Origin of the sequence: Deinococcus humi (assembly GCF_014201875.1) — a bacterium.
GTDB lineage: Bacteria > Deinococcota > Deinococci > Deinococcales > Deinococcaceae > Deinococcus > Deinococcus humi.
The window spans coordinates 211,033-223,059 of record NZ_JACHFL010000006.1 but is presented as its reverse complement, the minus strand read 5'-3'; the positions used below and the strand labels follow the sequence as shown (position 1 = coordinate 223,059).

12 protein-coding genes and 3 pseudogenes are annotated in these 12,027 nt (G+C 61.8%); 9 read left to right on the top strand and 6 right to left on the bottom strand.

Translation table 11 applies throughout. The annotated features are described in order from the left end of the window. Positions 1-129 precede the first annotated feature (129 nt). Positions 130-973: pseudogene (locus tag HNQ08_RS13605) on the top strand (IS5 family transposase). Between the two features lie 6 nt (positions 974-979). Here the strand turns inward: HNQ08_RS13605 and HNQ08_RS13600 are convergent. Beyond that, on the bottom strand, positions 980-1,354 hold the full coding sequence (locus tag HNQ08_RS13600; RefSeq protein ID WP_221284190.1) for a DMP19 family protein: 375 nt from the start codon (positions 1,352-1,354) through the stop codon (positions 980-982). Between the two features lie 331 nt (positions 1,355-1,685). Here HNQ08_RS13600 and HNQ08_RS13595 point away from each other — a divergent pair, with 331 nt between their 5' ends. Next, positions 1,686-1,856, top strand: a complete 171-nt coding sequence (locus HNQ08_RS13595; RefSeq protein ID WP_184133034.1) for a hypothetical protein — start codon at positions 1,686-1,688, stop codon at positions 1,854-1,856. A gap of 34 nt (positions 1,857-1,890) precedes the next feature. Here HNQ08_RS13595 and HNQ08_RS28245 read toward each other — a convergent pair whose 3' ends face one another. Continuing rightward, positions 1,891-2,136 carry a helix-turn-helix domain-containing protein gene (locus tag HNQ08_RS28245; protein WP_184133031.1) on the bottom strand — a complete coding sequence of 82 codons (246 nt, stop codon included), beginning with the start codon at positions 2,134-2,136 and terminating at the stop codon, positions 1,891-1,893. A 184-nt stretch (positions 2,137-2,320) separates the two neighbouring features. Between HNQ08_RS28245 and HNQ08_RS13585 the strand changes: the two genes are divergently transcribed. Both HNQ08_RS13585 and HNQ08_RS13580 read left to right on the top strand, forming a co-directional pair. Then, on the top strand, positions 2,321-2,632 hold the full coding sequence (locus tag HNQ08_RS13585; protein ID WP_184133027.1) for a hypothetical protein: 312 nt from the start codon (positions 2,321-2,323) through the stop codon (positions 2,630-2,632). Next, a complete protein-coding gene (locus HNQ08_RS13580; protein ID WP_184133024.1) occupies positions 2,629-3,219 on the top strand; it encodes a class III extradiol ring-cleavage dioxygenase family protein in 591 nt (196 codons plus the stop codon). The genes HNQ08_RS13585 and HNQ08_RS13580 overlap by 4 nt, the downstream gene beginning before the upstream one ends. Before the next feature lie 49 nt (positions 3,220-3,268). Here HNQ08_RS13580 and HNQ08_RS13575 read toward each other — a convergent pair whose 3' ends face one another. After that, on the bottom strand, positions 3,269-3,538 hold the full coding sequence (locus tag HNQ08_RS13575) for a helix-turn-helix domain-containing protein (RefSeq protein ID WP_184133022.1): 270 nt from the start codon (positions 3,536-3,538) through the stop codon (positions 3,269-3,271). Between the two features lie 484 nt (positions 3,539-4,022). Here HNQ08_RS13575 and HNQ08_RS13570 point away from each other — a divergent pair, with 484 nt between their 5' ends. Both HNQ08_RS13570 and HNQ08_RS13565 read left to right on the top strand, forming a co-directional pair. Beyond that, positions 4,023-4,994 (top strand): hypothetical protein, encoded by a 972-nt coding sequence (locus HNQ08_RS13570; protein ID WP_184133019.1) that lies wholly within the window; start codon positions 4,023-4,025, stop codon positions 4,992-4,994. Positions 4,995-5,107: 113 nt separating this feature from the next. Next, entirely contained in the window at positions 5,108-5,860 is a 753-nt protein-coding gene (locus HNQ08_RS13565) for a hypothetical protein (protein ID WP_184133016.1), read from the top strand. 1,062 nt (positions 5,861-6,922) lie between these two features. Here the strand turns inward: HNQ08_RS13565 and HNQ08_RS13560 are convergent. After that, positions 6,923-7,801 carry a LysR family transcriptional regulator gene (locus tag HNQ08_RS13560; RefSeq protein WP_184133011.1) on the bottom strand — a complete coding sequence of 293 codons (879 nt, stop codon included), beginning with the start codon at positions 7,799-7,801 and terminating at the stop codon, positions 6,923-6,925. A gap of 105 nt (positions 7,802-7,906) precedes the next feature. Here HNQ08_RS13560 and HNQ08_RS13555 point away from each other — a divergent pair, with 105 nt between their 5' ends. From HNQ08_RS13555 to HNQ08_RS13545, 3 genes are all read left to right on the top strand, one after another. Then, the gene (locus HNQ08_RS13555; RefSeq protein ID WP_184133008.1) at positions 7,907-9,595 is read left to right on the top strand and encodes a M20/M25/M40 family metallo-hydrolase; all 1,689 of its coding nucleotides are present in this window, start codon (positions 7,907-7,909) and stop codon (positions 9,593-9,595) included. 134 nt (positions 9,596-9,729) lie between these two features. Beyond that, positions 9,730-10,035, top strand: a complete 306-nt coding sequence (locus HNQ08_RS13550) for a type 2 periplasmic-binding domain-containing protein (protein ID WP_184133211.1) — start codon at positions 9,730-9,732, stop codon at positions 10,033-10,035. A gap of 139 nt (positions 10,036-10,174) precedes the next feature. Further along, positions 10,175-10,585: a DUF4383 domain-containing protein gene (locus tag HNQ08_RS13545; RefSeq protein WP_184133005.1), complete on the top strand. Its 411-nt coding sequence runs from the start codon at positions 10,175-10,177 to the stop codon at positions 10,583-10,585. 188 nt (positions 10,586-10,773) lie between these two features. Here HNQ08_RS13545 and HNQ08_RS13540 read toward each other — a convergent pair. After that, positions 10,774-10,932, bottom strand: a pseudogene (locus HNQ08_RS13540) (IS5/IS1182 family transposase); the annotation flags it as partial. A 320-nt stretch (positions 10,933-11,252) separates the two neighbouring features. Next, positions 11,253-11,965 (bottom strand): annotated as a pseudogene (locus HNQ08_RS13535) (IS6 family transposase). Positions 11,966-12,027 lie beyond the last annotated feature (62 nt).

Sequence of the window (12,027 nt, the reverse complement as noted above, 5' to 3'; positions counted from 1 at the left end):
ACGCCGATCTCAATGATTTCACTGCGTTGGCCCTGCGGGGCGTCATGCTCCCAGCAGGTTGCTTCGACATCTAGAGCGTGCCTGATGGATTGGGTGTAGAGGCTTTGTTTAGGTAGGCTCGCCCACATCGTGAACAGTTCTGATCTCACCGACGCCCAATGGACGCGTCTTGTTCTCCACCTTCCCACCAACACCGGACGTGGGCAGAAGTTTCGCGAACACCGCCAAGTCATCAACGGCATACTGTGGCGCGCCAAGAACGGCATCCCGTGGCGCGTGATCCCCACGGAATATGGTCCTTGGAAAACCTGCTACCACCGGTTTATCAACAGGACCCGAAGGAGAATTCGGCTGAGCATTCTGCAAAATCTGCAAGCCCTTGAGGATGTCGAACAGGGATTGCTTGGGACTGCTGCGCTCTGGACAGTACGCACATCAAGGCTCATCCCTGTGCCGCTGGAGCCCGATGTCTCCGTGCTCAAGACGATCCGTCGGACGAACACATCGGCCGCTCGCGATGTGGAAAGACCAGTAAGATCCATCTGTGTGTCGATGGACGAGGGCAGTCACGTGCCATCCTCGTCACGGCTGGACAGCGAAGTGATGGGACGCTCCTTGAGCCCGTACTCGACGCCATCCGAGTCCCTCAACCCATTGGCAGGCCCCGTAAGCGACCGACGCATCTCCAAATAGATCAAGCGTACGGCGTAAGAACGTATCGGCGTATCCTGGCAAGGCGCGGTATCGGCTGTGTCTGCCCTGAACGTGAGGAAGCCAGGAAAGCGGCCTTGCCAAAGGTCGTCGTGGTGGTCGCCCAGTCGCGTTCGACAAGGAAACCTACAAAGGTAGTAACGTGGAGGAGCGCGCAGTGAACAGCCTGAAACGGTATTGAGTGGTAGCCACACGGTTCGAAAAGCGTGGTGTGCACTACCTCGGTGTGGTGCAGGTTGCCGCAATCATGCTCTGGCTTTGACCTGTTCTATGCATCCGAAGAAAACTTGTGTTGGTGGGCGAACAGGTACCGTTCGGGTAAGCCATCGAGCTCATCAACAGCAGCGCGCAATTGTTGTTCGTAGTCGTCGAGGGGGGCGCTTTGTTGCGCCCGGAGTTCATCAAGCTGTACTCGGCGGCGCTCGCGATCATGGTCGGGGGCTCCCCCAGAGAAGGCGTGATTGAGTTCGAGCAAGATCTCGGCCGTTCGATGTGCACCAATGGACCGCAGGGTTTCGACCGTTTCTGCGGCGTAGTCGCCGACATCGCTGTCATAGAAGCCTTCGATACCCTGCATGTCTAAGGCTGTCAGGAATTCAATGGGCAGAAGAAACGTACCCTCAACCGAGCTCAACGCGTTCATCCCTTGAAGGGCGACTTTCTAGCGTGCCGCAAGAAAAACGTTCAGACTGCCAACGGGTGGTTTTGGTTCAGACATTCACCGGATTGTAAGAGGCCACTTGGTGTCACCCCGATGACTGATTCCACAACCTTCCTCATCGTCAGACACGCTCTAGCACGTTCAGGATCATGTCCTGGTGACCTGCCTGACACGGTGTATGAGGGTGGACGGAATGACCTTTAAGGGTAGCCAGGAGCTTGAAGGCATGTTTGCGGGCCTGATAGTTTCAAGGTCGGCTCCCCCGTGGAACGTCAGGTGCGAGAACATCGCCGGACAATAAATTCAGTACATCATGGCCCGCTCGAAGACCGATCTTGAGGAAATTCAGCGCCCGTCGTCAGTAGCGCCCGACGATACGTTGATTCGCAAGTTGCACCACCTCGATGCCCTGGGAAACAACCGAATCTGTTGCGTGTCGGCGAGCAATCAAAGTTTGGGTGTTGCCGCCGAGCTGTCCGACTGATTTGCCATTGACGCCTGAGTCCTGTTCTCTGCATTCAAGATTCTAGGTCTGGGACGTATTCGAGAACGTCAGCGATCTGAATGTCCTCACCAGTGAGCTTCCTCAAGCCGTCCAGGACTGCTGTCAGAGTGGGCAGGTCAACTCTCTTTGGCTCATGTCCTGGCTTCGCAATGCGGTAAATCGTATTGGGTTGCGAGATTCCACTCGCTTTTGCTAATGCATACGCTGAAAAGCCCCTCTCTGCGAGCAGTGATGCGAGCTTCCAGTGTGTGTACGACATTTAGGCATTGTCTCTCATGACATAGGGATGCGCGCTAGTTAAATATCTAGTAGCTACTAGATATGTTACTATCGGAGCTGAGGGGGCAGTAGTTATGCAGGCTCACAGCCCCCTCGGAATCCACATATTTCGGAGGACCCATGGAAAGATATCCCGATGTCCCTCTGTTGTCGTGGTGGCGGAAATGACCGTGTCACGCCCTGCTGTCCTGGTGGTCAGTGAACGGCTCTATGCCCGTCACCTGCGTTGGCCTTATTTCCTGACCAGCGTTCTGACCGCCGCAACCACAAACCTACAGCTGAGCAGCGGTTCACTGGGCTGGCAGATCAGTCCAGGCGCGTTGCGAGAGAGAGAGTTCGCGTTCGAACACCCGGTGCTGACCCAGGAGTTTGGTCGGGCGGACTGGCAGCTCGAGGGGTGCATCCACGGCGCGCTGGCGGCCCTGATCTGGCTGGCCGAGCGCGAAGAGGCCAGGCAGGCGGCGGTGCGCGGATGACTGGGACAAAGGGCAGCATGGCCTATCCCCACCTTCTGCGCGCCGAGCGGCGTTTCCTGGGCCTGGTGGGTGACCTGCCGCCCAGGACAGACGCTGAGGCCGCGCCCATCGAAACCATCGAAATCCACCGGCGCGGTGCAGGCGCGGCCCTGAAACGCATGCTGTCGTGTACAGGCCGGATGCAGGGCGGTTTGCTGTTTGGCACCAGGGATGAGGGCACCCTGGTGGTGGGTTTCGCCACGCCAGCTGGCGTGCGGCCCTGGTTGCAAGGGGCAAATCCCCTCGAGATCGATGCGGCTTACGTGCTGGGCTGGACCGACTGTCTGCGTGACGCTTACTCCATCACGCCAGGGGAGAGGCCAGTGGAATGGATCGGCAACTGGATTGCCTACCCGGATAGTCGGCTGCACAGTCCACATGAAGACCTGCCCTGGATCACGGCGGGCGCTGCGCAGGGGCTTTGCGATGAAGAACACCCGTTGCTCTTCTGTGGCTGGGACGAAAGCACGCTGGGCATGGCCGCGTACCTGTTTGACCATGCCGCCCGTTCCCCCGTTCCTGTGGACGTGGCCTGGCAAGTCCCCTGAGCCCTGTGCCGGTCCAAACCCAGTTCACCTCGCCGCCCCCACTGCGAAATCAACCCTGTTCCAGGTCACGCAGCAGTTCATCGACGGTCAAGTCGAGCGCCGCTGCGATACGGAGCAGGGTCGAGAGCTTCAAGTCCGTCTTGCCCGTCTCGATCGTGCTGACGTGGCTGCGAAAAACATCGATAACCTCCGCGAACTCGTCCTGGCTGTAATTGGGGGCGCGCAGGGCACGGATGCGCTGACCAAGGGCTTGTCGGAACGCCAGTTCCTCGGCATTCGGCTCGTGTCGTTTGCGGGTTTTCGGACGAAGGCGCTGCACGGCCTCAGCCTGCGGGCGTAGCGCTGTCAGGGCGACTTGTTGTAGAACGTTCCTCTATAATCAGTCGGTCTACAGTCAACAATCTCTGTGGACTGCAAAGGAGCAAGATGAAAGAGCAAGCACCCGTATTCAGGCTGGTTTTGCCTCCCAGGCTGTGTCAAGCCAGCTACCACGCGACGCGTACGGAATTTTTGTGTGCCGCACAGCGGGCAGCCCACAACCTCAGACACGGGACGGGACGCCACTGGTTCTTGGATGGACACACCTCGGACACCCTGCACCTGCGGCTGTCCTGCGAGGGGCTGAATCTCGGCACCGACTGCCTTCAGCAAGACATTGATTTCCAGGTGGGGTCTGGGACCGTCACGATCAGGCTCCTGTCACGGCTGCCCTCCGTCCTTGACATTTTCAATCAATTCGCTCAGCAGCTCAGTCTCGACTTGCCGCGCCGGTCCGCGGGATGACCTGGCCACTGGGCTCCTGAATGACGCCTGCTCCGCCGCCACTCTTCCGCTTCCGGGATCTCGCCCTCGGCGTGATTTTTGTATTCTTTCTGGCCTCGTTTCAGGGGCTGCCGGTGACCAGTGGGCTGGGGATCGGCTTCAGGGTAGTGTATTTCTGGGCGCTGTATCTGGCGCTCCGGCACTGGTGGGCGTACCACCGCAGCGTGGCGCCACGGCGGCAAGCGCACCAGTTGGCCCTCACGGAGCAGGCCGCGCAGCGGGCATGCGCACTGGAACGTCAGCAGGCCAGTCAGGCCCTCGCGGCAGCGGTCTCACCTCATCTGCCTGCGGGCCTGACGGTCACCCCGCTGGACAACACCGGCGTCCGGCTGGTGGGTGAAAGTGGAACGCGGTATCACGTTTACGCACAGCCGTCCGGGCCAGTCAGCGCTGCGGAAACGCGGGATCAGACGGCCCTGGCCCGGCGGGAGGGGGCCACTGTCGTGCGCCTTGACCTGCACGGCGGCCCTTCTACCGTGCAGGGTCAGGAGATTTGGTTGCACGCTGGGGTCCAGGGTCTCGCTGAACAGGTGGGTTTCTGGGAGGCCGCCGCCCTGAATGAACAGGCGGTGCGGCAGCGTGGGCATGATGTCGAAGCGTGGGCGTTGGATGAACTGGAGAGCATTTTCGCCACTTGGACCGTTCGCAGAGGCCTGCTAATGCGGCGTGGGGGCGATGTGGATGCTGTGCTGACGCGCCCGGACGGGCAGGTGTTCAGCGTGGACGTCAAGAGCCACCGGGGCACGCCCAGCCTGAAAGCAGGTGTGTTGTATCTGGGCCAGAGCGAGAAGGGCGGCGTGCAGAGTCAGCTGCACCTGCAAGCCCAGGAAACCGGCGGACAGGCGGTCTGCTGGCAACCGGAAGCGCAGTACGGGACGCTCTTGCTCGGCGGCCTGCTGTTCATCGGGGGTCCGGCCTCGTTGCTCCAGCATGCGCTGGAGGACCGGCCATGAACTGCGCCGCACGGCGTGTCTCCAGCCGAAAACCTGAGCGGTCAGCCTGTGGCGGGCAGCAGCGGTTGATTCAGGAGCGTCACTAGAGTGCCCAGTTTGAAATGGGGGTGGTGATGTCCGCGCTGTCTGTCCCCTCACTGTTTGCCGCAGCTTGTCTGCGCCGCCATTTGCCCGTTCGTCCACAGTCTTGCGCTCCTAAGCGTCTACTCTTCTCAATGGGGTTCTTTATGCGTGTCTTGCCGATTTTTTGCCTGCTTCTCCCTGGTGGAGCGTCCGCCGCCCAGATCGACTGCACCACGCTGCGACTCGACGTCAATGGGTGCCTGGCGTACCAGGAGGTTGAAGTTTTTCCCAACCCTGCCAAGCAGACGGCAGTCAAGCTCGATCAGCAGACCAAACCCTTCCAAATCAGTCTCTGCGGTGTGACGATTACGGCGGATAGGGGGCAGTACAGCTTCAAGACCAAGGACATCAAAACCTTGGCCACCGTTCTTGGGACCGGTTTGTCGTGGCGCTACGTGATCTACGGTGAGCATCAGGCAGCTGGGCGGACCACCTATCCGGAGGCCGCCACCGTGACCATTGCTCTGCCCGACAGTTTCCACAACCAGGTGAGGATCACGGGCTATTTCAGTGGCCGCTACCTTCCTGCAGATGCCCTGATGGCTGTTCGCATTGACGGCGGCAAACTGCTGCCTCTGTTGTTCAACGGTACCTTCCGCGACGTCGAGATTGGGCCCAAGATGTCGAAGATGGAATTTTTTCTCAAGAGCGGTAAGCCGTTGCACTGGGAAAAGATGGTCCTGGACGTCGCGAACAGCCAGATGACCTTTGTGAAGCGCGCTCCGTTTCCAGTGGTAAGGTGACCGGCTGCCTCTTGACCAGGCCGTTCAGCAGCCTAAAGCTGCTGATCCTGTCGCCCTCCTGCAGGGACCCACTCTGGCGGACCGTGCGTGACGTTCTTTCCGTCGCGAATTCACGGATGGATGGCGGCCTGAACTTGTCCGTCTGGCAACGGCGTGTACTGCGGATGGGATGCCACGTCCCCACGCAACTGGTCCTAAATGTCCTTTGTGGGCTTTTGGACTGCATTTGGGCAAGGTTTGGCGTGTGCGTGCTGCTCGACAGAGTCTCCTCTTTTGACCAAGAGATTTCGTCGGGTCCCAGAACTGTTTTTGACCGCAGGTTGCAAGTCAAGAATGATATTTAATCGGCGTTATAAAACGTGAGTCAAAAGTCTGCCTCTCCCTACTTCTCCTCCTCCTCATGCTTTTGCCGATGCACAGGCAGAGGAGAGGGGGCTTGATTCTTTGTTGTTTAACGCCAATAGAATCGGACCACTGAAGAAACCTTCCCCGGGTCACACAGACCTGGGCCCGCCTCCCCATGGCACATTAAAGTTAGGCGACTCCAGCCCGGCGTTCGACCTTGTGGGAGATCAAGTCACCCAAGATGAAGTGGCAGCGACAGGGGAGATGATGAGCCACAGGTGCGGGAAGGTGTGGTCCAGAGTGAAGTATGTGCATGACGGCGTACGCCTCGCGTCAGTTTTCCTGGGCCTCGATGGTACCGAACGCGCCTGCTTTCAGCACCCTGCCGAAGGCACAGCGCTTCACCCTCACCCGATCGTCAAAGTCCTTGACGCTGGCGTCCTTCCCATTCAACGGATATGCCTACATAATCTGACGCGCCATTCTCTCACTGACGCCTTTCACCACGGTCAGGGACAGCACGACGGCCTGTTCGTTCTCAATCCGGTACGACACACCTGAGCGATTGATGCACCTGCCGGACAGTGGGGCCGGGGCCAAACGCACGACGTAGCGCAGACCGCGTCGTGTCTCCGGTGCGCCACGGTTCCCATGCAGCCAGGGTTGCGGTATGGCTTTGAACGCAGACGTTTGAGGCGTCCTGCAGGATGGCAGAGGTCAGCGGGACGTGATGGTCGGTGCTGGGACTTCTGAGCCAGTCCGCAGGATCAGGGTGAGGACCCGTTGCACGGCGGCGGGGACGTCGCGGCAGGTGACGGCCCCGTACGAGCGCTGAACCGGCCAGGGCAGGGCCTGGACGCTTACGCCCGCAGGCACCTCGGTCAGGGCGAGGGCGGGGAGAATGGCAAACCCCAACTGTTGGGCCACCAGCGCGAGAATCGCCTGCTCGGTCGCCAGGCTCAGGGCCGGGTGGAGCCGCACGCCATGCCGGACCAGGGCGTCTGGAATCTGCCGGTCATGGGGGCTGCCCAGGTGAATGTAGGGGCGGGACCAGACGTCCGCGGCCGGCCATCCGGCGGGCATGACGAGCAGGTAGGGGTCAGCGCCGAGCACATGCACGGCGAGGCCCTGGCTGGGCCACACCTGGGTCAGGCCGATGTCCGCTTCGCCTCTGCGCACCGCGTCGTACACGGCCGGGCGATCCAGATACGCGTCGTTGACCCGGATCTGAACGCCCGGCAGCTGTGCCTGGATCAACGGCAGGGCGCGCGGCACCAGGTGCCGGGTAAGGCTGGGGAAACTGGCGATGCGCACGATGCCGCTCAGGGACGCTTCCGCCTGAGCGGCGGCTTCAAGAGCGCGGAGCTGGAAGAGCAGCTGCTCGGCGAGCGGCAGCAGTCGCTCGCCGGTGGCCGTCAGCGTCATGCCGCGGCCGCCCCGGTGGAGCAGGGTCACGCCGAGGTGCCCCTCCAAGTGACGCAGGGCGTGACTGACTGCCGACTGCGTGAGGTTCAGCTCCACAGCCGCGCTGCTCACGCGGCCCGTCCGGACGGTCGCGACAAAAGCGCGCAGCTGCGTGAGCGTCAGGCTGTCCATGAATCTGATTCATAGCACGAGTGGGCGGTGCATTTCGTGCATCACAGCCTCCGCTCCACTTCGTACGCTCACCTGTAGCGATGTCACCCACCACGAGAGGCCCGCATGACTGAACGTTCCCCCTGGTTCGACCGGACCCAGGACCTCGCGCTGACCCTCACGCGCTGGCCCAGTGTGACCGGCACCCCCGACGAGGCTGCCTTTGGTCCACGGCTGCGTGACTTCCTGGCCCGCTGGCCCTACTTTGAAGCCCACCCTGAGCATCTCTGGCTTTCCCCCATTCCTGGCAGCGACGCCCTCAATGTCTTCGCGCTGGTGGCAGGAACCGAGCCCGACACCGTCGTCCTGAGCGGCCATTACGACACGGTCTCCACGGCGCCCTACGGCGAACTCCAGCCGCTGGCCACCGAGCCGCACACGCTGCTGAGGGCACTTCTGGCGCAGCTTGACCGTGAGGATCTCACGGCCGCCGAGGCGCAGGCCCGCGCAGACCTGCGCTCCGGTGACTTTTTGCCCGGCCGGGGGCTGCTGGACATGAAAGCTGGCCTTGCCGCCGGGTTGGCCGTTCTGGAACGCTACGCGGCGTGCGCCGCGGGCGAACGCCGCAGCCACCTGCTGCTGATCGCCTCCCCCGATGAGGAAGGGGCATCCAGCGGCGCGCGTCACGTCGCGCACCTGCTGCCGGACCTGATGGGCGCGCGTAACCTGCACGTCCGCCTGGGCCTCAACCTGGACGCAACCAACGCTGCCGAGGATGGTCAGGACGGCCGCACGATCTACCTGGGCACCGTGGGCAAACTGCTCGTGTCTGCCCTGGTGGTGGGCCGCCCCACCCACGCCGGGTACCCTTTCGACGGCACCAGCGCGGCTCTGATGGCGGCTGAACTTGTCCGGCGCATCGAAGGTCACCCGGACCTGGCCGACCACGCGCACGGCGCGGCGGCCCCACCCCCCATCTGCCTGACGATGCAGGATGACCGCACCCGATACGACGTGACAACGCCCGCCGCGGTGTGGTGCGCGTTCAACGTGCTGACCCACCGCCGCAGCCCCGCCGAGGTGCTGTCGCAATTTGAGGCGCTGGCGCATGAAGCCGCGGACGCGGCCCTGAGCACCTTCAGGAACCGGGCGGAGGGGGCGGCCAGCCCCAGTGCCCCGGGCCTCGCCGACCAGCGCGCCCGCATCCTGACCGTAGCTGAGCTCCGGGCGCTTGCCGTCATGCGCAGAGGCGCAGCGCAGGTCAGTGCCCTGGAGGCCGCCACGCCGCCCGGACCGGACCCCTTGCAAGCCAGCCGCCACCTGACGCAGGGCCTCCTGTCCCTGGCTGGCCTGGAGGGCCCTTTGATCGTCCTGGGCTTCGGCGGCGTCCATTACCCGCACGCGCATGTCGGCGACGCCCCTGACGGTGACGACATGCGCGCCTGGGTGGAGCAGCAGCGCGCGGCGTTCGCCCGGCAGGCTGGACAGACCATCGGTGTCCGGCCGTACTTCGCCGGGATTTCTGACATCAGTTTCTTCGGCCAGGTTCCGTCCGCCGGCACGCGGGACGTGGTCGTCCGGCAGACCGTGCATCCGGCGCACTGTTCCCCGCAACGCGAAGACGCGCTGCGGTTCCCGGTTCTGAATGTGGGTCCCTGGGGACGCGATTACCATCAGAAACTCGAACGGGTCCACCAGCCTTACGCCTTTGACACCCTGCCCAGGCTGCTGTGGCACCTGAGCGTGGCGGCATTCCCCAAGAGGTCCCGGGGGCCCTCTGAACGCGAGGGAGCCCTGCTAGAGCTTCATTCCTGACGGGAACCGTTCACGGGGCATGCGGGCATCAACGTGGTTGGCCGCCTGGGAGGCTGGACCGTTCTAAAGTGCGTATGTGAACAGCTTAAAGCGCTCGTAGACGCGTGTTTCATCGTACTGTGGGACCTTTGAGTATGTACCTAGTCCAGCTCCTGCTTCCCCTCTATGACAATGAGGGCCATCCCTTCGGGCCTGATCTGTACGCTCCGGTCCGGCAGCTTCTGGCACAGCACTTTGGTGGCCTGACAACCTACAGCCGTGCGCCCGCCGCTGGCCTGTGGAAAGAGGGCGAGCAGACCGTTCGAGACGATTTGGTCGTCTATGAGGTCATGGCTGAGGAGCTGGACCGATCCTGGTGGGCGGCCTACCGGGAAGAGTTGCGCACCGCATTTCGGCAGGAGGCTCTGGTGGTCCGGGCGCAACCCGTCGAGCTGCTGTAGCGGTTTCCTCAGCGCCTCAAGAAAAACTAAGTCCTGTCTATGAACAGCGCTCCGGGCGGCATGGCTCAATGGATTTGTCAGAGCATCGGTGCCCTTCAGATGGAAGTCGCACCTGCTCTGTCCGAACTTGGAGGACAGGATGGTCAGACAATTCGCGCGTATCGCCGGCATCATTTACCTTCTTGTGGGCCTAGTTGGCTTTATTCCAGGACTTCTGTCGCCGCCCACCGGCCCGGACCTGGCTGTGGACGCCTTCCATGGGCGTCTGCTGGGGCTGTTCCCCGTCAATCTGGTGCATAACCTGGTCCACCTGGCCATTGGCCTATGGGGTCTGTCGGCAGCCCGAAGCCTGGACGCCTCGGTTGGATTCGCCCGTGGCCTGGCGGTGCTCTACGCCCTGCTGGGGGTTATGGGCCTGATTCCCGGACTGAACACCATGTTCGGCCTGGCACCCCTTCACGGTAATGATGTCTGGCTGCACTTCGGGACCGCCCTGATCGCCGCTTATTTCGGCTGGGGCGTGGCCCGGACGGATGCGACCCGCACCTGAATTCGGGATTTGAGAACAGGGCGGCCGCTGGGGCCGCCCTCCTGCTTTGGATTCAGCCCACCGTATCCAGCGCGCGGATATGAGCCGATGATCTTGGCACAACTGGCCTTGCGCAGGACACCGGCCAGTTCCTGCGCCACCTGCGGGTCCCTGGAGAGCGGATATAGACCAGCGAAGAGATCGGGATTTCAAGGCCAAGATGAGGTGGGAGAGTCGCGTGCCAACCGACGGAGTATCAACCGGATCATGGCCAGATGCACCAGCATCTCAATGGTTTCTGGAAGAGCCTCGTAGTCCTTGGACAACCGACGGCATTTGCCGAGCCATGCGAACGTCCGCTCCGCCACCCTGCAGCGGGTGGACTGGGCAGCAGCACGGCTACTCGCGAGCGCCGTAGGTGGTGGACATCAGAGCGAGACTGGAAAGTGCATTTCACGCTGAAACCGACCCCGACGATGCTGCGCTTATAAGCGACGCCATCTTAATTCTCGAAGCAAGGTGAGGCTCATTTGGTAGTTACCCTGCTCAATTCATTCGAGTGCGGCAAAGCGGCGCTCGTCAGATTGAGTGCGGCAGGAATGAGGTAGTTACCAAGCAGGTCTATTGCAACTTGGTTCTGGCAACTTAACCTTGAGTAGGCCAAATCTTTCCAGCAGCGATCTGAATCTCAGACTGCCGCAACAAAGGCGCGTTGCCAGGCCCGGTGGGCCTGCGATGGATGGGTCCTTCGATTGAGCGCGGGGACAGTGGTTCGGGTGTGCTGGTGAAGGTTCAAAATGCGGGTCTGCAGGGCCAGAAATTCTTGTGCCCGTCGTGATTTCTTGAAGCCCAACTGACTTCGCTTCTGTTTCCGGGCCCTGCGGTGGGACTGTTCAATGCGGTTGTTGCAGCGCGCAGAGGAACGGACCTGGAGGTGCTCCACCGCATGGAGCACCGGAAGCGCTCGAATGGCCGCCCCGTCACTCCAAAGCTTGTCGGTGTGAATGACGTCTGGAACGTCGTGGTTCACCAAGAGCCTTTCGAAAAAGGACTTGGCCGCCTGCGTGTCCCGGTGAGGTTGCAACAGGAGATCAAGCACTGCGCCAGTCCTATCGACGGCCCGCCACAACCAGTGTTTCCGGCCACCGATCTCAGTGCACATCTCGTCCAGGAACCACCCCGAACCCCGGCGTCCCCTCTCGGTGACGTAGCCCATCGGTGAGGAGTGGTGCGAACCCCATGTTCCGCTGCCGTAGCGTTTCATGGCTGACGACAATGCCGCGCACGTGCATCAATTCTTGGACATCGCGCTCGCTGAGAGGAAAGTGGTGATACAGCCACAGGGCGTGACCGATGATGCTCAGCGGGAGGGCGGTGACGGTGGGGCTTACGGTCAGTCACGGACGATCAGCGTACTGCGGTTATCTTGCCAGAACCGCTGAGGGCAACAACTTGAGGTAGGT